At 61.2% G+C, this 19877-nt stretch carries 17 protein-coding genes and 1 pseudogene; 15 read left to right on the top strand and 3 right to left on the bottom strand.

Annotation, left to right across the window (positions count from 1 at the left end; genetic code table 11):
* From cobN to AC4IHP_RS08555, 4 genes are all read left to right on the top strand, one after another.
* Positions 1-3849: a cobaltochelatase subunit CobN gene (cobN, locus tag AC4IHP_RS08570; protein WP_490831459.1), complete on the top strand. Its 3849-nt coding sequence runs from the start codon at positions 1-3 to the stop codon at positions 3847-3849.
* Positions 3850-3963: 114 nt separating this feature from the next.
* Positions 3964-4974, top strand: coding sequence for a magnesium chelatase ATPase subunit I (locus AC4IHP_RS08565; protein WP_490831458.1), 1011 nt, complete (start codon positions 3964-3966; stop codon positions 4972-4974).
* Positions 4890-5639, top strand: a complete 750-nt coding sequence (locus AC4IHP_RS08560) for a vWA domain-containing protein (protein ID WP_490831457.1) — start codon at positions 4890-4892, stop codon at positions 5637-5639. The genes AC4IHP_RS08565 and AC4IHP_RS08560 overlap by 85 nt, the downstream gene beginning before the upstream one ends.
* Positions 5640-5996: 357 nt before the next feature.
* The gene (locus AC4IHP_RS08555; protein WP_490831456.1) at positions 5997-7556 is read left to right on the top strand and encodes a TerC family protein; all 1560 of its coding nucleotides are present in this window, start codon (positions 5997-5999) and stop codon (positions 7554-7556) included.
* A 136-nt stretch (positions 7557-7692) separates the two neighbouring features.
* Here AC4IHP_RS08555 and AC4IHP_RS08550 read toward each other — a convergent pair.
* Positions 7693-8123 (bottom strand): annotated as a pseudogene (locus AC4IHP_RS08550) (thioredoxin family protein).
* A 575-nt stretch (positions 8124-8698) separates the two neighbouring features.
* Between AC4IHP_RS08550 and AC4IHP_RS08545 the strand changes: the two are divergent.
* From AC4IHP_RS08545 to AC4IHP_RS08515, 7 genes are all read left to right on the top strand, one after another.
* The gene (locus tag AC4IHP_RS08545; RefSeq protein ID WP_490831455.1) at positions 8699-9547 is read left to right on the top strand and encodes a transporter substrate-binding protein; all 849 of its coding nucleotides are present in this window, start codon (positions 8699-8701) and stop codon (positions 9545-9547) included.
* 51 nt (positions 9548-9598) lie between these two features.
* Positions 9599-10261, top strand: coding sequence for an amino acid ABC transporter permease (locus tag AC4IHP_RS08540; protein ID WP_126362776.1), 663 nt, complete (start codon positions 9599-9601; stop codon positions 10259-10261).
* Positions 10262-10270: 9 nt separating this feature from the next.
* Entirely contained in the window at positions 10271-10933 is a 663-nt protein-coding gene (locus AC4IHP_RS08535) for an amino acid ABC transporter permease (protein WP_065617203.1), read from the top strand.
* A complete protein-coding gene (locus AC4IHP_RS08530; RefSeq protein WP_490831454.1) occupies positions 10930-11721 on the top strand; it encodes an amino acid ABC transporter ATP-binding protein in 792 nt (263 codons plus the stop codon). The genes AC4IHP_RS08535 and AC4IHP_RS08530 overlap by 4 nt, the downstream gene beginning before the upstream one ends.
* Positions 11722-11752: 31 nt before the next feature.
* Complete coding sequence (locus AC4IHP_RS08525; RefSeq protein ID WP_016774497.1) at positions 11753-12142, top strand: RidA family protein; 390 nt, start codon at positions 11753-11755, stop codon at positions 12140-12142.
* A gap of 129 nt (positions 12143-12271) precedes the next feature.
* Complete coding sequence (locus AC4IHP_RS08520) at positions 12272-13036, top strand: IclR family transcriptional regulator (RefSeq protein ID WP_415762646.1); 765 nt, start codon at positions 12272-12274, stop codon at positions 13034-13036.
* Positions 13037-13074: 38 nt separating this feature from the next.
* Positions 13075-14289 (top strand): amino acid deaminase, encoded by a 1215-nt coding sequence (locus AC4IHP_RS08515; protein ID WP_490831453.1) that lies wholly within the window; start codon positions 13075-13077, stop codon positions 14287-14289.
* Positions 14290-14745: 456 nt separating this feature from the next.
* Here the strand turns inward: AC4IHP_RS08515 and AC4IHP_RS08510 are convergent, their stop codons facing one another.
* A complete protein-coding gene (locus tag AC4IHP_RS08510) occupies positions 14746-15639 on the bottom strand; it encodes a LysR family transcriptional regulator (RefSeq protein WP_490831452.1) in 894 nt (297 codons plus the stop codon).
* Positions 15640-15769: 130 nt separating this feature from the next.
* Here AC4IHP_RS08510 and AC4IHP_RS08505 point away from each other — a divergent pair, with 130 nt between their 5' ends.
* Positions 15770-16981 carry an MFS transporter gene (locus AC4IHP_RS08505; RefSeq protein ID WP_490831451.1) on the top strand — a complete coding sequence of 404 codons (1212 nt, stop codon included), beginning with the start codon at positions 15770-15772 and terminating at the stop codon, positions 16979-16981.
* A 1-nt stretch (position 16982) separates the two neighbouring features.
* Here the strand turns inward: AC4IHP_RS08505 and AC4IHP_RS08500 are convergent, their stop codons facing one another.
* Positions 16983-17141 (bottom strand): DUF2986 domain-containing protein, encoded by a 159-nt coding sequence (locus AC4IHP_RS08500; RefSeq protein WP_490831450.1) that lies wholly within the window; start codon positions 17139-17141, stop codon positions 16983-16985.
* A gap of 127 nt (positions 17142-17268) precedes the next feature.
* Between AC4IHP_RS08500 and AC4IHP_RS08495 the strand changes: the two genes are divergently transcribed.
* The 3 genes from AC4IHP_RS08495 to AC4IHP_RS08485 all read left to right on the top strand — a co-directional run bounded on the left by AC4IHP_RS08495 (position 17269) and on the right by AC4IHP_RS08485 (position 19819).
* A complete protein-coding gene (locus tag AC4IHP_RS08495; protein WP_490831449.1) occupies positions 17269-17766 on the top strand; it encodes an anti-virulence regulator CigR family protein in 498 nt (165 codons plus the stop codon).
* Between the two features lie 155 nt (positions 17767-17921).
* Positions 17922-18896 carry a quinone oxidoreductase family protein gene (locus tag AC4IHP_RS08490; protein WP_490831448.1) on the top strand — a complete coding sequence of 325 codons (975 nt, stop codon included), beginning with the start codon at positions 17922-17924 and terminating at the stop codon, positions 18894-18896.
* Positions 18893-19819 carry a LysR family transcriptional regulator gene (locus AC4IHP_RS08485; protein WP_490831447.1) on the top strand — a complete coding sequence of 309 codons (927 nt, stop codon included), beginning with the start codon at positions 18893-18895 and terminating at the stop codon, positions 19817-19819. Before AC4IHP_RS08490 ends, AC4IHP_RS08485 begins: the two co-directional genes overlap by 4 nt.
* The last annotated feature ends 58 nt before the right edge of the window (positions 19820-19877 follow it).

Below are 19877 nucleotides of genomic sequence, written 5' to 3'. Positions count from 1 at the left end.
ATGCACCTGCTCAGGACCCAGCCTGGCGGATTCGTCTCGGACGACAACATTGCCGACCTCGGACAAACCCCCGCCGAGCTGGTGATCCTGTGCAGCGGCGATTCCAGCCTGGCGCTGCTCGCCGAGGCTGCGCAGCAACTGCCCGATGATTATCCGAGCCTGCGTCTGGCCAACCCGATGCAGGTGCAGAATCATGCCTCGGTCGACCTGTATGTCGACGAAGTGCTGCGCCACGCCAAGGTCATTCTGATCTCGCTGCATGGCGGCATTGCCTATTGGCGCTACGGCGTCGAGCGGCTGGTCGAGTTGTCGGAGCGCGGCGTACAGCTGATCCTGGTGCCCGGCGATGACCGCCCGGACCCCGAGCTCAGCGACTTGAGCACAGTCAGCGCCGAAGTGCGCGATCGACTCTGGCAATTTCTGCGTCAAGGCGGCATGGGCAACGCGCTGGATTTCTTCCGTTGCCTGGGCAACCAATGGTTCGCCCGCGATTACCCGTGGAGCGAACCGCACACCCTGCCGCGCACGGCGATTTATCACCCACAGAAAACCAGCGCAGCCCTGAGCGATTGGCAAACCGAATGGCGACCCGCTCAATCGGTGGCGGCGCTGTTGTTTTATCGCTCGCATTTGCAAGCGGCGAACACCGCTTTCATCGATGTGTTCTGTCAGCGTTTGCAGGCGGCCGGACTCAATCCGCTGCCGATCGCGGTGGCGAGTCTGAAAGAAGCCGGTTGCCTGTCGGCGGTCGAGGATTGGCTTGACGAGGTCGAAGCGGGGGTGATCCTCAACACTACCGGTTTCGCTCAGTCCAGCCCCGAAGCGCCGCATCTGCGCCCGTTCCGCCGCAACATTCCGGTGATTCAAGCCATCTGCGCCCAAGACAATGAGCCCGGCTGGCGCGACAGCGAACAGGGCCTGGGGCCGCGCGATCTGGCGATGCACATTGCCTTGCCGGAACTTGACGGGCGCATCATCAGCCGACCGATCAGCTTCAAGGATCTGGCCTGGCGCAGCGAGCGCAGTCAGTCCGATGTGGTCTGCTATCGCGCCCAGCCCGAACGCATGGATTTCGTCGCCGAACTGGCGCGGCGCTGGATCGCTCTGGCGCGTGTGCCCAATGGCGAAAAACGCATCGCGCTGATCCTCGCCAACTACCCGACTCGCGACGGCCGTATCGGCAACGGTGTTGGTCTCGATACGCCGGCGGCGGCGCTGAACATCCTGCGTGCTCTGCGCGACGAGGGTTATCCGATCACCGCTGAGTTGCCCGATAGCGGCACCGAGCTGATCCAGCAACTGCTCGGCGGCGTCAGCAACGACCTCGACAGCCTCGATCTGCGCCCCTGTCAGCAGAGCCTGGCGATGGACGATTATCTGGCAATGTTCAACGCGCTGCCGGAGGCAAATCGTGTCGCGGTGCAAGAGCGTTGGGGGGCGCCACACAACGATCCGATGTGCCGCGACGGTCGCTTGATGATCGCCGGTCTGCGTTTGGGTCTGACCTTTGTCGGCATTCAGCCGGCCCGGGGTTATCAGGTCGATCCGAGCGCGGTGTATCACGACCCGGATCTGGTCCCGCCGCACGGCTATCTGGCGTTCTATTTCTGGTTGCGCAACACCTACGGCGCGCACGGCGTGATCCACGTCGGCAAGCACGGCAATCTCGAATGGCTGCCGGGCAAAGGCGTTGGCCTTTCGGAGAATTGCTGGCCGGACGCGCTGCTCGGGCCGCTGCCGAATATCTATCCGTTCATCGTCAACGACCCGGGCGAGGGCGCCCAGGCCAAACGGCGCACGCAAGCGGTGATCATCGACCACCTGATGCCGCCACTGACCCGCGCCGAAACCTATGGGCCACTGCGCAATCTGGAGTTGCTCGCCGACGAGTATTACGAGGCGCAACTGCTCGATCCACGCCGCGCCCGTGAGTTGCAGCGCGACATTCTGCAACTGGTGCGTGACACGCAGATCGACCGCGAATTGCAACTGGATGCCGCGCTGGACAGCGATGCCGATGCGGCGATCTGGTTGCCGCGTCTGGACACTTATCTCTGCGATCTGAAGGAATCGCAGATTCGCGATGGGTTGCACATCTTCGGCGAATCGCCGAGCGGGCGCTTGCGCATCGACACGTTGCTGGCGTTGCTGCGCATCCCGCGCGGTGACGGCAAGGGCGCGCAGTCGAGCTTGTTGCGAGCGTTGGCCAAGGCGTTTGAGTTGGGCTTCGACCCCCTGGATTGTGCGTTGGCAGATCCTTGGAATGGCCCGCGGCCGACCGAGTTGCAGGCCGTCAGCGAAGAAGTCTGGCGCACCGCCGGCGACACCCGCGAGCGCCTCGAATTGTTTGCCGCAGACCTGATTTCCCAAGCACTGAATGTCCCCTGTGGGAGCGAGCCTGCTCGCGAAAGCGGTGCGTCAGGTAAATTATTGTTGAATGACACACCGAGTTCGCGAGCAGGCTCGCTCCCACAAGGGCCGGGTTGGGCTGAGGTTGATTCGATACTCGATCATCTGCGCGAAGTCGTCGCTCCACGTCTCGACGCCTGCGGGCCGGCCGAAATGCGCGGTCTGCTCGACGCCTTGAACGGTCGTTTCGTCCCCGCCGGCCCCAGCGGCGCGCCCAGCCGTGGCCGCCTTGATGTGCTGCCCACCGGGCGCAACTTCTACTCGGTCGATGTACGCAACCTGCCGACAACTACCGCGTGGCGCATCGGATTCCAGTCGGCAACGCTGATTCTCGAACGACACTTGCAGGATCATGGCGATCACTTGCGCCAGTTGGGCTTGTCGGTGTGGGGCACCGCAACCATGCGCACCGGTGGCGATGACATCGCCCAGGCCATGGCGCTGATGGGCGTGCGTCCGGTCTGGGCCACGGGCAGTCAGCGCGTGGATGATTTCGAAATTCTGCCGCTGAGTCTGCTCGATCGCCCGCGTGTTGACGTGACACTGCGGGTTTCGGGGTTTTTTCGTGATGCCTTTGCCAATCTGATCCGCCTGTTCGACGCCGCCGTGCAAGCAGTGGCCGCGCTGGACGAGCCGGACGACTTGAACCCGCTGGCCGCCAAAGTGCGCGCTGAACGTGAAGCGCTGCTGCAATCGGGCGCCGATGAGGACACCGCGCGGCGTCAGGCCGGGTGGCGCATCTTCGGCGCCAAACCGGGGGCGTACGGCGCCGGGGTGCAAGGCGCTATCGACGGGCGCCTGTGGCAAACCCGCGAAGACCTCGCGGAGGTCTACCTGAACTGGGGCGCCTACGCCTATGGCGGCACTGACGAAGGTACGGCCGCCCGCGAGCAATTCAGTCAGCGCCTGAGCCAGGTGCAGGCAGTGCTGCAAAACCAGGACAATCGCGAGCATGACCTGCTCGATTCCAATGATTATTACCAGTTCCAGGGCGGCATGCTGGCGGCGGTGGAGAGCCTGCGAGGCGAGGCGGCGGCCAGCTATCACGGCGATCACAGCCAGCCGGATCTGCCGAAGATTCGTACCCTGAAAGAAGAGCTGAACCGCGTGGTGCGCTCGCGCGCGGCCAACCCTAAGTGGATCGACGGGGTTAAGCGTCACGGCTACAAAGGCGCGTTCGAACTGGCCGCGACGGTAGATAATCTGTTCGCTTTCGATGCGACTACACAGTTGATCGATGATCATCAGTACGCGTTGCTGGCAGATGCCTATTTGCTGGATCCAGCGACCCGGGATTTTGTCCGTGAGCATAATCCCCATGCGTTGCGTGACATGACCGAACGCATGCTCGAAGCGCAGCAGCGCGGGATGTGGCAGGAGCCGGGGGCTTATAAAGAGGCGCTGGAGAATCTGCTGTTGGATATCGAGGAAGATATGTAGCCGCTAAAAAGCTACCCTCACCCCAGTCCTCTCCCTCTGCGAGAGGGCTAGGGTGAGGGCAACAACTGACACACCACAACGTGATGACCATCCACGACCACGAAAGAGAAACCCATGATCGACACCCCGCATTTCCCGCTCTCCGCCGTGGTCGGCGCTGATGACTTGAAGCTCGCCCTGTGCCTGACTGCCATCGACCCGAAAATCGGTGGCGTGCTGATCGAAGGGCCGCGCGGCATGGCCAAGTCGACGTTGGCACGGGGCCTGGCGGATCTGCTCGCCAGTGGCCAGTTCGTGACTTTGCCGTTGGGCGCTACTGAAGAGCGCTTGGTCGGCACCCTCGATCTCGACGCTGCCCTGAGCAACGGTCGCGCACAATTCTCCCCCGGAGTATTGGCCAAGGCTGATGGCGGCGTGCTCTACGTCGATGAAGTCAATCTGCTGCCCGATCACTTGGTGGACCTGCTGCTCGATGTCGCCGCCAGCGGCACCAACCTGATCGAGCGTGACGGCATTTCCCACCGGCATTCGGCGAGGTTTGTCCTGATCGGTACCATGAACCCGGAAGAGGGCGAATTGCGGCCGCAGCTGCTTGACCGTTTCGGTTTGAATGTCGCCCTCAGCGGGCATACCGCGCCTGCCGAGCGCGGACAGATCATTCGCCGGCGGCTGGATTTCGACAGTGATCCACAAGGGTTCTGCGCGCAATGGGAAAGCCAGCAGCAGATGTTGCGTTCGCGTTGTGAAAACGCCCGCGAGCGCTTGGCAGCCATCCCGCTGGATGATGCGGCTTTGGCGCTGATTACCGAGCGTTGCTTCGCCGCTGGCGTCGATGGCTTGCGCGCCGATCTGGTGTGGTTGCGCGCAGCTCGCGCCCATGCGGCGTGGCGTGGGGCGGATGCGATTGCGCAAGAGGATATCGACGCGGTGGCCGAATTTGCCTTGCGCCATCGCCGTCGCGAGCAACCCTCGACCCAGGCAGAATCGTCTGCGTCAGCGCCGTCAGGTGCAGAGAGCAAACCCAGCGAAGGGCAGGGCCAATGGGGCGAGTTGCCGGCGACGGCGCAAGCCACCGGTGCTCGCCGCGAAGTTCCGAGCTGGCCGCCGCTGGCAAAAAAGCCCTAGGCATTCGCCCCCGATCCGAGGCGGGGGCGAATGCCAGTTCCCGCGCCGGACAACTCGACAATGGCCGCCAGGGCCAACGGCAGAGCGCCAGCAGCGGTTCGGTAAACTGGCCGGGCACGCTGCTCAATGGTCGCCCTCGCAGCCGCGCTGATCTATTGTTTCAACAGCGCACCCGCTCACCCCATGAGATCTGGCTGGTGATCGTCGACGCGTCGGCATCGACCCGCCGCCATCAGGCCTTGAGCGATGCCAAGGGTCTGCTCGCGCAACTGTTCGACGACGCTTACCGCCAGCGGGCGCGGCTGGCTCTGCTGACGGCCAGTGGTACTGCACCGAAGTGGCAGGTGCAAGGATTGAAGGCCTCAAGCGGCCTGAGTGTCTGGCTCGATGGTCTCGGTGCCGGTGGCGGTACGCCGTTGCTCGCGGCGCTGGCGCAGGCGCAGCAGTGGCTGACAGTGCGGCGCAAGCGCTTTCCCGCCGAATTGCAGCGTTGCCTGATCGTGACCGATGGTCGCCTGAAAGACGTGTCGGGGTTGCCCGTGCTGGCGTGCCCCGGATTGCTCATCGACATCGAGCGCGGGCCGATTCGACTGGGCCGAGCGAAAGATCTGGCGACCGCGCTGCAGGCGCAGTATCAGCATATCGATGAGCCGGGTTTACGCTGAAATCCGCCGCGCCGCTCAAACCCTGGGGGAGCGAGCCTGCTCGCGAAGGCTTCTTCAGCAGCGCTGAAAATCTCCGGTTGAGTTCATTCATACAAATTTTGAAATGATTTGCCGCTGGGGAACAGCCCCGTCGACCTTGTACGCTCCAAGGCCATTTTTCATTCAGGATTTACATGGACACCCTCTCGGAGCCTCCCAGTCAACATTCTCCAGCACGCCTTCGCGCGGTCTTGATTCATTCGCAGCATCCCGTCTTCCGACTCCCGACTATGGTTGATAACGCGGCTCTTGAGCCTTCGCGTTGCACTTCGCCGTGTCCGGCAGCCTGAATTCACTGAAGAGAGATCGAGACGTTTTATGGAATGGTTAGCGGATCCCACGGCCTGGTTAGGCCTGTTGACTCTGATCGTGCTGGAATTGGTGCTGGGTATCGACAACCTGGTGTTCATCGCAATTCTTGCCGACAAGCTGCCGCCGCATCAGCGTGATCGCGCGCGCATCATCGGCCTGTCGCTCGCCTTGCTCATGCGCCTGGGCCTGTTGGCGAGCATCTCCTGGCTGGTCACGCTCACGCAGCCGTTGTTCGAGGTGTTCGACAAGAGTTTCTCCGGGCGTGATCTGATCATGTTGTTTGGTGGTGTGTTCCTGTTGTTCAAGGCGACGATGGAGCTGCATGAACGCCTCGAAGGCCATGTCGGTGAGCGCTCGACCAATGCCGCCTACGCGCTGTTCTGGCCGATCGTGGCGCAAATCGTGGTGCTCGATGCGGTGTTCTCTCTCGACGCGGTGATCACCGCCGTGGGTATGGTCGATGAGCTGGCGGTGATGATGATCGCCGTGATCATTTCCATCGGCCTGATGATCGTCGCCAGCAAACCTCTGACCCGTTTCGTCAACGCGCACCCGACCGTGATCATGCTGTGTCTGGGCTTCCTGATGATGATCGGCTTTGCCCTGACTGCAGAAGGCCTGGGCTTCCACATCCCGAAAGGTTATCTGTACGCGGCCATCGGTTTCTCCATCCTCATCGAGGTGTTCAACCAGATCGCCCGGGCACGGCGCAAACGTTCGATGCAGGGCTTGCGACCCATGCGCGAGCGCACCGCGCATGCGGTGATGCGCTTGCTCGGCGGGCGCAAGCTGGCGGTGGAGGAGGTCGGCGAGGAGATCTCCGATTTGCTCGACAACGGTGAAGCGCCGATTGCCGAGCTGTTCGATCGTCGTGAGCGGGTGATGATCAGCGGCGTGCTGCAACTGGCGGAGCGGCCGATTCGTAACCTGATGACGGTGCGCGCCGATGTCGATCTGATCGACCTCGGCGACGAAGCCGAAACCATTCGCACGAAGTTGATGCATTCGTCTTACTCGCGCTTGCCGTTGATTCGCAATGGTGCGGTGGATGAGCCGCTGGGCTTCGTACACAAGAAGGAACTGCTCAAGGAATATCTGGCCGGCAACGAGCCGAGTCTTGAGCATCTGGCACGCAAGACGATCAATCTGCTCGACAGTTATTCGATCCTCAATGCGCTGGAGCAAATGCGCGCGGCATCGACGCACATCGCTTTTGTGGTCAATGAGTTCGGCGATTTCGTCGGGGTACTGACCATGACCGACATCCTCGAATCGATCGCCGGCGAGTTACCCGACGCCAGCGAAATCGAAGGCCCGGACGTGGTCGAAGAGCGCGGCGGCTTTCTGGTCAGCGGCGCGCTGCCCCTGGCTCGCGTTCGCCAGCGTACTGGCTTCGATGCTGAGCCGACCGAGGATTATCAGACCATGGCCGGGTTGGTCATGAGCCTGCTGGATCGCTTGCCGATGACCGGCGATCGGCTCGAATACGAAGGCTGGCAACTGACCGTCAAAGTGGTGGAAGAGCGGCGGGTGACGCGGGTGTTGCTGGAGCGCGCTGCCGCGTAATCCGTGCGTTTTCTACAAGCTGTGCCGGCCTTTTCGCGAGCAGCCTCGTTCCCATATTGCAACGCGGTTCAATGTGCGAGCGAGCCTGCTCGCGAAGGTGATTTGGCAGGCACTTCACAGCTCTGGTGAGGCTCGTTCAGAACATCCGGCACAGGCGTCCACGTGGAACGGTACGCAAAGTACGAAGTGTCTGACGCAGCCAAGGCCGGTCATGCGTTCGTTTGCGCGCGGCAACGGGCGCTTTGGTCTTGCCGATATGCACCGCGAAATCCCGTGCAAGGGTTTCTTCAGTGCCAATACCTTTGAGTTTTTTGAGCAGCCTGCCATTTTTGTAGAACAGCGCTGTAGGCGTGCCGGTCACGTTCGGATGGCGAGGCGATTGGCTGGTGTCGAGCATGTAAATGTTGGCGCGCAGTCGGTAAGGCTCGGCAATCCGCCGAAAGATAGGCCGGCCCATTCGCAGGCGGGGCAGTGATCATTGGCGAAATACAGAATGACCGGGCGCCAGGTTTTCAGGGCTTTGCGGTAAACCGGGGCCAGCGTGGGGGTTGTGTTTGAGGCGTTCATCGAAGGGTCCTTTTCAACGAGCGAGTAGGCTCCTTGACGTTAGAGGAGTTGGGGCGTCGCGGTCTACTGTCAGAAATTACAGGTGGCCTCCGCAGCCACGAGATTAAAAAGGCTGGCAAATCCGCACGTTCCGGCGGCTCGTCTGAAAGGATTGAGTAACGCCCATGAAATCAAGCTTCGAAGCGCTGGATATCGGTTGGTCTATCGGGTCAGGGACGAGGTACTGGCCGTTACGGTGATAGCGACCGGGAAACGGCAGGGTGGTGATGTGTACAGGCAGGCACTCAAACGCTGACACAGGTATTGCTCAACTGTAACCCTGATTCGCACCATGACGACGCCATCTGACCCAAGTTGGGAACGAATCACCCCTTCATCAGTGATCGCAGGAAACTTCCTGCGTGCTGGGTCGGACCAATCAGTTAGTCCGCAAATCCATATCTCCTTGATTACCAAAGCATTCACCGCGACTACAGATTTCTCCTGATTCCTGTGGCACACTTTCTGCTGTCTATTCCGTAGTAACAAACCGTGTTCCGGTATAGCGGAATAAACACAATTCTGGAGTGCTTGCCATGCATCGCCGTCCTTCGTTGTTCAAAGCGTGTGTTTTTGTTCTTGCGGCTTCTTCCTCGGTCATGGGCGTTGCCCAGGCTGCCGACAGCAAGCTCGACAGTGTTCTGGCCCGTGGCAAGTTGATCGTGGGCACCGGCAGCACCAATGCGCCGTGGCACTTTCAGGGCGCGGATGGCAAGTTGCAGGGTTTTGATATCGACATCGCCAGGATGGTGGCCAAGGGGCTGTTCAACGATCCGAGCAAAGTCGAGTTCGTGGTGCAGTCGTCCGATGCACGGATTCCCAATCTGCTCACCGACAAGGTCGACATGAGCTGCCAGTTCATCACCGTCACCGCCAGCCGCGCGCAGCAAGTGGCATTCACCTTGCCGTACTACCGCGAAGGCGTCGGCCTGCTGTTGCCGAACAACAGCAAATACAAGGAAATCGAAGACCTGCAAGCGGCGGGCGATGACGTCACCGTTGCGGTGCTGCAGAACGTCTACGCCGAAGAATTGGTACATCAGGCATTGCCCAAAGCCAAGGTCGACCAGTACGACAGCGTTGACCTGATGTATCAGGCGGTGAACTCCGGCCGCGCCGATGCCGCCGCCACCGATCAATCGTCGGTCAAATACCTGATGGTGCAGAACCCTGGCCGTTACCGCAGCCCGAGCTATGCCTGGAGCCCGCAGACCTACGCTTGCGCAGTCAAACGTGGCGATCAGGACTGGCTGAACTTCGTCAACACCGCGCTGCATGAAGCCATGACCGGAGTTGAGTTCCCGACCTACGCCGCCTCGTTCAAACAATGGTTCGGTGTTGATCTGCCATCTCCAGCCATCGGTTTCCCAGTCGAATTCAAATGATCCCGTGAGAGTGGGGCGATTGCCGTCGCCCCGCTCAAGGTGCTGCTGACCATGAACTATCAGTTGAACTTTGCCGCCGTGTGGCGCGATTTCGACACCTTGCTGGCGGGGCTCGGTCTGGGCTTGCAGCTGGCGCTGGTGTCGATCGCCATCGGCTGCGTGATCGGCCTGCTGATGGCGTTTGCCTTGCTTTCCAGGCATCGCGCCTTGCGGGTGCTGGCCTCGGTGTACGTTACGGTGGTGCGCAACACGCCGATCCTGGTGTTGATTCTGTTGATCTACTTTGCCTTGCCAAGTCTGGGGATTCGTCTGGACAAGATTCCGTCGTTCATCATCACGCTGTCGCTGTATGCCGGCGCGTACCTGACCGAGGTCTTTCGGGGTGGTTTGCTGAGCATACCCAAAGGCCAGCGCGAAGCGGGGCTGGCGATCGGCCTCGGCGAATGGCAGGTCAAGGCGTACGTCACGGTGCCGGTGATGCTGCGCAACGTGTTGCCGGCGCTGTCGAACAATTTCATTTCGCTGTTCAAGGACACCTCGCTGGCGGCTGCGATTGCAGTGCCCGAGCTGACCTATTACGCGCGCAAGATCAACGTCGAAAGCTACCGGGTGATCGAAACCTGGCTGGTGACCACGGCGTTGTATGTCGCGGCCTGTTACCTCATTGCCATGCTGCTGCGATACCTCGAGCAGCGTCTGGCGATCCGCCGATAGGAGGCTGCGATGTACCAATCGCCCAGTTGGTTGCATGAATTGTGGCTCGCCCGCGAGCCGTTGTGGCAGGGTTTTCTGACCAGTGTGCAGGTCTCGGCGCTGGCCATTGTGCTCGGCACCATGCTCGGCGTGGTTGCCGGTCTGGTCCTGACCTATGGCAAATTCTGGATGCGCGCACCGTTCCGCGTTTACGTCGATCTGATTCGCGGCACGCCAGTATTCGTGCTGGTGCTGGCCTGCTTCTATATGGCGCCGGCGTTGGGCTGGCAGATCAGCGCGTTTCAGGCCGGCGCGCTGGGCCTGACGCTGTTCTGCGGCTCGCACGTCGCCGAAATCGTCCGGGGCGCCCTGCAAGCCTTGCCGCGCGGGCAGATGGAGGCGGGCAAAGCCATCGGTCTGACTTTCTACCAATCCCTCGGCTACGTCCTGTTGCCTCAGGCACTGCGGCAGATCCTGCCGACCTGGGTCAATTCGTCCACCGAAATCGTCAAGGCTTCGACTTTGCTCTCGGTGATCGGTGTCGCCGAATTGCTGCTCAGCACGCAACAGATCATCGCCCGGAACTTCATGACCCTGGAGTTCTACCTGTTCGCCGGTTTTCTGTTCTTCGTCATCAACTACGGCATCGAATTACTCGGCCGGCACATTGAAAAGCGGGTGGCCCTGCCATGACTCAAGCTCAAGTTGCTTCACAGGATCAGGCATTGCTGGACATTCGCGGCCTGCATAAACAGTACGGCGCGGTGGAAGTGCTCAAGGGTGTCGACCTGAGCATGCAGCGCGGCAACGTCGTCACGCTGATCGGCTCCAGTGGCTCGGGTAAAACCACGCTGCTGCGTTGCGTGAATATGCTCGAAGAATTCCAGGGCGGGCAGATCCTGCTCGACGGCGAGTCCATCGGCTACGAGGAGCTCAACGGCAAACGCGTGCGCCATGCGGAAAAGGTCATTGCCCGGCATCGTGCGATGACCGGCATGGCGTTCCAGCAATTCAATCTCTTTCCGCACCTGACCGCGTTGCAGAACGTCACCTTGGGCCTGCTCAAGGTGAAGAAAATGCACAAGGACGAAGCCGTGGTACTCGCCGAAAAATGGTTGGAGCGCGTCGGCCTGCTGGAGCGACGCAATCACTTTCCCGGTCAATTGTCCGGTGGTCAGCAACAGCGCGTAGCCATCGCCCGGGCCATTGCGATGAACCCGAGCCTGATGCTCTTCGACGAGGTCACCTCGGCCCTCGATCCGGAGCTGGTCGGCGAGGTACTCAACGTGATCAAGGGCCTGGCCGAGGACGGCATGACCATGTTGCTGGTGACCCACGAAATGCGGTTTGCCTTCGAGGTGTCGGACAAGATCGTTTTCATGAATCAAGGGCGCATCGAAGAGCAGGGGCCTCCCAAGGAACTTTTCGAACACCCGCAATCGCCGCGTCTGGCGGAATTTCTCAAGAGCACGCGGTTTTGAATCTGCACTTTTGCAATCAGGAGAAACACCCATGAGCATTACGCGTTACGGCACCGGCAGCACCGCCGCCGGCGGCCAGCCACGTCCCTTCGCCCGCGCTGTCGAAGCGGACGGCTGGCTGCATGTGTCCGGCCAGGTACCGGCGGTGGATGGCGAGATCATCGTTGGCGGTATCGTCGAGCAGACCCACCAGACCATGAAGAACCTGATCGCCATTCTCGAGGAAGCTGGTTATGGCCTTGAAGACGTGGTCCGCGCCGGCGTCTGGCTGGACGATCCACGGGATTTCAGTAGCTTCAACAAGGTCTTCGCCGAGTATTTCAAGCCCGAACACGCCCCGGCGCGGGCCTGTGTGCAGGCGAGCATGATGGTTGACTGCAAGGTCGAGATCGACTGCATTGCCTACAAGAAGAAGGCCTGATACACCGCGGCTCTTGTAGGAGCTGCCGAAGGCTGCGATCTTTTGGCATTTTTGGATGCGCCAGAAAGGCAAGATCAAAAGATCGCAGCCTGCGGCAGCTCCTACAGGAAATATCGAGTGAGTAATGACATGACCGAAGACACCATCAAACGCCGGGCACGCGGTCTGGACCGGGCGTTCGATATCCTCGATTTTCTCAAGGAAATCGGCCAGCCCTTGCGCCCCAATGACATCGCCAACGGCATCGGCAGTCCGAAATCCACGGTCTACGAGTTGGTCGCATCGTTGCTGGAGCGGCGGATTCTCGAGCCGGTGGGTAAGGACGGCCACGTCTATCTCGGCCGCCAGTTGTACTTCCTCGGCCAGGCGCATCTGCGTCATTTCGACCTCAGCCGCGAGGCCGATCACGCCCTGCAGGAAATCGTCAGCCAGACCCGCGAAACCGCGCAGATGTGCCTGCTCAACGGGCGCAAGTACACGGTAGCGTTGATGAAGGAGGGCGAACGGCATTTCCGCATTTCCTCCGATATTGGCGAAAACGCGCCGATCCCGTGGACGGCCTCCGGGCGCCTGCTGCTCGCGCATTTGAGCGATCAGCAGATCATCGACCTGATCGACGAGGACGACTACATCCTGCCCGACGGCGAACGTCTGCCACTGGAACGCTTTCTGGCGGAGATTCGCCAGGCCGGTATCGATGGCTTCTTCTCCTTCGACAGCGTCGCCGACACCTTCACCCATTGCTTCGCCGCGCCGGTCAAAGACCCGCAAGGCGTGGCCATTTGCACGTTGTGCATCGTCGCCCCACGGGCCGACGCGAAAAACAATTACAACGACTATCGCCGGGTGCTGATCGAGAGCGCCAACAGCCTCGCCCGGCGTATCAACGAATAACCGCGGCTGCCTGCGGCCGCGCCTGTGAGGATTGGACCATGACGACTGCCATCAACTCTGCTGTGGAAAAAGGCGATGCCGTGATCGGCGCGCAACTGACCCGCGACGTCAGCCTGCCGGCGCTGGTGCTGCACCGCGCGGCCTTGGAGCACAACATTCGCTGGATGCAGAAATTTGTCAGCGACAGCGGCGCCGAACTGGCGCCCCACGGCAAAACCAGCATGACCCCGGCACTGTTCAAGCGACAGCTCGAGGCCGGCGCCTGGGGCATCACCCTCGCCAGCGCTACCCAGACCCGCGCCGCTTATGCCCACGGTGTACGCCGGGTGTTGATGGCCAATCAATTGGTCGGCACGCCGAACATGGCGCTGATTGCCGATCTGCTCGCTGATCCGGCGTTCGATTTCTATTGCATGGTCGATCACCCCGACAACGTCGCCGACCTCGGGACTTACTTCGCTTCCCGTGGGGTCAAGCTCAACGTGATGATCGAATACGGCGTGGTTGGCGGCCGCTGCGGTTGCCGCAGCGAGCAGGAAGTCATCGAACTGGCCAAGGCCATCGACGCGCAACCGGCGCTGGCCCTCACCGGCATCGAAGGTTACGAAGGCGTGATCCACGGCGATCATGCGGTCAGTGGCATTCGCGAGTTCGCCGCGTCGCTGGTACGCCTGGCGGTGCAGTTGCAGGACAGCGGCGCTTTTGCTATCGCCAAACCGATCATCACAGCGTCGGGTTCGGCCTGGTATGACCTGATCGCCGAATCCTTTGAAACCCAGAACGCCGCAGGCCGTTTCCTCAGCGTGTTGCGCCCGGGCAGTTACGTGGCGCACGACCATGGCATCTACAAAGAGGCGCAGTGCTGCGTGCTCGACCGTCGCAGCGACCTGCACGAAGGCCTGCGGCCGGCGCTGGAAGTCTGGGCCCATGTGCAGTCGCTGCCGGAGCCGGGTTTTGCGGTGATTGCTCTGGGCAAGCGTGACGTCGCGTTCGATGCCGGTTTGCCGGTGCCGTTGTTGCGCTACAAGGCCGGCGTGGTGCCGGCGGCGGCTGATGATGTCGGCGCCTGCAAAGTCACAGCGGTGATGGATCAGCATGCGTTCATGACCGTGGCGCCGGGTGTCGAGTTGCGGGTGGGCGACATCATTTCCTTTGGTACATCGCATCCGTGCCTGACGTTTGACAAGTGGCGGGTAGGGTTGCTGGTGGATGAGCAGTTGGCGGTTATCGAGACCATGGAGACTTGCTTCTAAGGCTTGAGATTGCGTTGCGGCGGCTATTCGCGAGCAGGCTCGCTCCCACAAGATCAATGCGTTCCATTGTGGGAGCGAGCCTGCTCGCGAAAGCGGTGTGTCAGGCGATGATGGTGTTGAATGTGCCGGCGCCTTCGCGAGCAGGCTCGCTCCCACAGGGATTTTGGTTGCGTTGAAGATGGCGGCTTTGTTCCGGATTATTGTGGGAGCGGGCTTGCTCGCGAAAGCGGTGTGTCAGGCAATGATGGTGTTGAATGTGCCGGCGCCTTCGCGAGCAGGCTCGCTCCCACAGGGGGTTCGGTTGCGCTGAAGATTGTGGGTTTGTCCCGGATTATTGTGGGAGCGGGCTTGCTCGCGAAAGCGGGCTGTCAGGCGATGATGATGTTGAATGTACCGGCGCCTTTGCGGGCAAGCCCACTCCCACATGGATTGGGTTGGATTGAAGAGTTGCGTTTGTCAGCGGTTGTATTTCAGCGCTTCGACAAACGCCGCAAACGCCGCCGAGCCCTGGCGTCTGTTCGGGTAATACAGGTGATAGCCCTGAAACGTTGGGCACCACTCTTCCAGCACCTCCACGAGTCGCCCGTCGGCCAGATAAGGCGCGACCAATTGCTCGGGCACATACGCCACGCCGATGCCGTCCACAGCGGCATTGAGCACATGCATGATGCTGTTGAACACCAGTTGCCCATCGACCTTCACGCTGAAATCCTGACCCTTGTGCGCAAACTCCCACGCGTATATCGCGCCGGCCGGTTGGTGGCGGATGTTGATGCAGGTGTGCTCCGTCAACTGATGGGGCGTGGTGGGTGCCGGGTGACGAGCAAAGTAGTCGGGCGCGGCGACCACTGCCAGGCGCCAGTCCGGGCCGATGCGCACAGCGATCATGTCTTTGCTGATCGATTCACCGAGACGGATGCCGGCGTCGAAGCGCTCCTTGACCACATTGGTAAATCCGTAATCGACGTAAAACTCCAGGGTGATGTCCGGATAGTCCTGCAAAAACTTCGTGAGCATCGGCCGGATGCACAATTCGATCTGATCGTCCGTGCAGGAAATCCGGAGGGTGCCGCTGGGCTTGTCGCGCAGTTCACCGAGGGCCTCGAGCTCGGCGTTGATCTGCTCGAACAGCGGCGCAATCGAACGCACCAAGCGTTCACCCGCTTCGGTCGGCGAGACGTTGCGCGTGGTGCGGGCGAGCAAGCGAATACCCAGACGCTGCTCCAGCGCGCGAACCGTATGGCTTAACGCAGACGGCGTGACGCCGAGGCGAGCGGCGGCTTTCGTGAAGCTCTGCTCCTGCGCCACGGCCAAAAAGGCCTGGAGATCGTTGACTTTGGCGTTGCTCATTGCTGAATTTTTCTCAAAAGCACGTGAAGATTACCGCTACTAATCAACTTAACCGCAATCCGTCAAGCTTTACAGCCTGAGTAGCGCGGCAAAAATGCTTCGCTCAAATCTTCTCCAAAACAGGTTTTTCATGACGGCCCAAGTAATTGATAACCCGACAGCCCAGTCCATGGGCGCGTCCACAGCCGGCGAGCAACCGGCGTACTGGAGCGGCGTGTTCGCGATGACCTTGTGCGTCTTCGCGCTGATCGCTTCCGAATTCATGCCGGTCAGTCTGCTCACGCCGATGGCGACGGACCTGAGCATCAGCGAAGGTTTGGCCGGTTACGGCATCGCCATTTCCGGCGCCTTCGCGGTGCTGACCAGTCTGACGATCGCCAGGCTCGCCGGCTCGATGGATCGCAAGCGCTTGTTGCTGCTGTTGACGGCGTTGATGTGCGCGTCCGGGCTGGTCGTTGGTCTGGCGCCCAACTACACGGTGTACATGATTGGCCGCGCATTGATCGGCGTAGTAATTGGCGGCTTCTGGTCGATGTCGGCGGCACTGGCCATGCGTCTGGTGCCATCGGCCAGCGTGCCCAAGGCACTGGCAATTTTTAACGGCGGCAATGCTTTGGCGACCGTTGTGGCGGCGCCGTTGGGCAGTTATCTGGGCAGTGTGATTGGCTGGCGCGGGGCGTTTTTCTGCCTGATACCGGTGGCGTTGATAGCGCTTCTCTGGCAGTGGATCAGCTTGCCCGCGCTCCCCGCCGCGCCACGCAAGGCGAGTGCAGGCAATGTCTTCGCCTTGCTGAAAAACCGCCGGGTGGCATTCGGCATGCTCGGCGCCGGGCTGTTCTTCATGGGCCAATTTGTTCTGTTCACTTACCTGCGGCCGTTTCTGGAGACCGTGACCCGGGTAGATGTTTCGGTGCTGTCGATGATTTTGCTGGTCATTGGTGTGGCCGGGTTTATCGGCACTGTGATCATCGGGTCGGTGCTGAAGTCAGGTCTGTACAGAGTGGTGATCGCCATTCCGTTGTTGATGGCGATGATCGCCGTGGCGCTGATCGGGCTGGGCAGTTCAGTGCTGGCAGCGTTCGTGTTGCTGGGCTTGTGGGGATTGATCGCGACGGCGGCGCCGGTAGGCTGGTGGTCATGGCTGGCGCGCACGCTGCCCGACGATGCCGAAGCCGGCGGTGGGCTGATGGTGGCGGTGGTGCAATTGTCGATCGCTTCGGGCTCGACTGTCGGTGGTTTGCTGTTCGACGGCAGCGGTTATCGGCTGACCTTTTTCGCCAGCGCGGCATTGCTGGTGCTGGCGGCACTAATGACCTGGCTGACGTCGCGGCAGACAGCCTGAGTCAGGTTTCGGTGTTCTCGGCCGACGCCTGCGCAGCTTCGGCTTCCAGCTTCAGGCGATCGGCCTTGCAGATGTATTTGGGCTTTTTCGGCGCCAGTTTGGCGTTGGCCTTTTTGGCTTTTTCCTTGAACAACTGCTGCAGCTTCTTTTGGCGATTCATGTTTTTTCGATCAGGGTGGAGAGGGTGGGAATCCTGACGCAAGGCCGAGTGGTCAGCAAGAAGAAATCCACTAAGCTGAGCACATTCGCCCATACTCAAGAGCATCCCCCCACCGAAGGAATCGCACATGAGAAAAGCTCGCAGATTGATGACCGCGTTGTCTTGCCTCGCGCTTGTGATCGGCAGCACGACCGCATTGGCCGACCCCGGCAATGGCAAGGGGCAGGGTGGCCAAGGCGGCCAGGGCAACGGCAAGGGCAAACCGCAGAACATGCAGGATCACGGCAAACAGGGAGGGGGCGGCCAAGGCAATGGCAACAAAGGCCTGCAACACTCTGGCAATGGTGGCGGCCCGAGTTTCGATCGCGGCAATATCCTCGGCATCGTCGACGGCTATCGCGGCGAATACTGGAATCCGGGGCCACCGCTGCCGCCGGGCATTCAGAAGAATCTGGCGCGGGGCAAACCGCTGCCACCGGGCATCGCCAAGAAACTGGACGGGCGTCTGCTCGGCCATTTGCCGCACTATGACGGCTACGAATGGCAACAGGTGGGTACCGACCTGATTCTCGTTGCGCTGGCCACCGGGCTGATCTACGAGGTGCTCAACGGCGCTTTCGATTGATTTTTCCAAGAGGAGTGGCAGCACGTGCCGCTCCTTTTTTTATGCGCGCATAGCTGCATCAGGTGCAGCAATGAACTGCATTCAGGCTGGGTTGTTCGTTGAGTTCTGAGCTTTCAGACTGGAGCTCAACGCTTGACGAATGAATGGAGATGACCATGGCCAACGCAATCCGCTTCACCGAAACGGGCGCTCCGGACGTCCTGCAATTGCAGACTTTCAGCGAGCAAAACCCTGGTCCCGGCGAGGTCTGGCTGGAGCAAGCGGCGGTTGGCGTCAATTACCTCGATGTCACCCAGCGCAAAGGCGCGGTGCCGGTGGCGTTGCCGTCGGGGCTGGGTCTGGAAGGTGCGGGCCGGGTTGCGGCTGTCGGTGCCGGTGTGAGCCACGTGCGCGTCGGTGATCGGGTCGCTTACGCCACTGGCCCGTTGGGCGGTTACGCCTCGGCGCGGCTGTTCCCGGCGGAGCGATTGGTAAAAATCCCTGATGAGCTGTCGTTCGAAGATGCAGCGGCGGTGCTGTTCAAAGGCATCACCGCGCAGTACCTGCTGAAGGCGACCTACCCGGTCGGGCCGGGCACGACGATGCTGCTTTACGGCGTCGCGGGTGGTCTGGGGGAAATCATGGCGCCGTGGGCCAAACACCTTGGCGCGACGGTGATCGGTGTGGTGTCGAAACAGGCCAGTGTCGACAAGGCGCGCGCGTCGGGCTGTGACGAAGTGCTGGTGTTCAATGCCGAGACCCTAGCCGCCGATGTGTTGCGTATCACCGAGGGGCGCAAGGTCGACGTGGTGTATGACCCGATTGGCCGGGTGTCTTTTCAGGCCTCGCTGAACAGCTTGCGCCCGCGTGGATTGATGGTCTCGTTCGGCGCGCAGACCGGCGCGCCGGCGGCGGTGGAAATGGCCACGCTGAACGCCAAGGGTTCACTGTTCCTGACGCGTCCATCGCTGGCCGCGCACACTGCTACGACAGCCGAATATCAGGAGCGCGCACAAGATGTGCTGGCCGCCGTGGCCGCCGGTATCATCACGCCGCAAATCCGCGCGCGTTATTCATTGGCTGACGCGGCACAAGCGCATGCCGATCTCGAGGCAGGCCGATCATCAGGGGCGATCATTTTAAAACCATGAATCTGGATGTTCTGAGCAACCCGCACAGCGATGAAATCGCTGCTTTCCTGGCCGTCGCCGCGCAAGGTTCGTTTGTCGCGGCGGGCCGTTTGTTGCAGCGTCATCCGACCATCGTTTCCAAGCGCCTTGCGGCAATGGAAAAGCGACTGGGCGTGCGGCTGGTGGAGCGCTCGACACGACACGTGCGTATCACCGAGGCTGGCCTGCAACTCGAACAGCGTCTGCGCGCGGCCGTCGAGTTGATGAACGAAGCGCAGCAGCAAGCGGTGCAGGGCGCCAGCGAAGTGCGCGGCACCTTGCGTCTGGCGTTGCCGGCGGCGATGGGGCGGTTATGGCTGGGGCCGCTGCTGCCGGAATTTCTCAAGGCCCATCCGCACGTTTCGTTGGTCGCCGATTACAGCGAAGGCCTGGTCGACATCATCGAGCAGGGCTTCGACGCTTCCATTCGCATCGGCGAACTGGACGACAATCGGCTGATCGCGAAGAAGCTCAGTGACCATCGCCGGATTCTCTGCGCGTCACCGGCGTACCTCGAGGCGCACGGCATGCCGCAAACCCCGCAGGACCTGCTGCAGCACAATTGCCTGCGCTTCAGCGGGCTGGCGTCGTTCCCTTTGTGGCGTCTGCATCGCGGCAACGAGGTACAGACCCTCACGCCACACGGCCACCTGACCGCCAGCGACAGCGAATCCCTGCTCGCCGCCGCCCGCGCCGACGCCGGGATACTCGGCGCCGGCGACTGGCTCATGAGCCGCGATCTGACGGCAGGGCGGTTGATTCGCGTGTTGCCCGACTGGCATCTGGATTCGGCGGGCGGCGTCTATCTGGTCAGGCCGTCATCGCGGTTTCCAGCGGCGGTGGTGGTGGCGTTCAAGGAGTGGATCGAAGCGAAATTCGATCCCGGACCCCCTTGGGGCCTCTGACCACAACCTGCATCAGCACTGACACTGCGCCAGTGGGAGCGAGCCTAATCGCGAAAGC

The sequence above is a fragment of the Pseudomonas sp. UF-293 genome (assembly GCF_058245595.1).
This window is presented reverse-complemented; position numbering and strand designations above follow the sequence as displayed.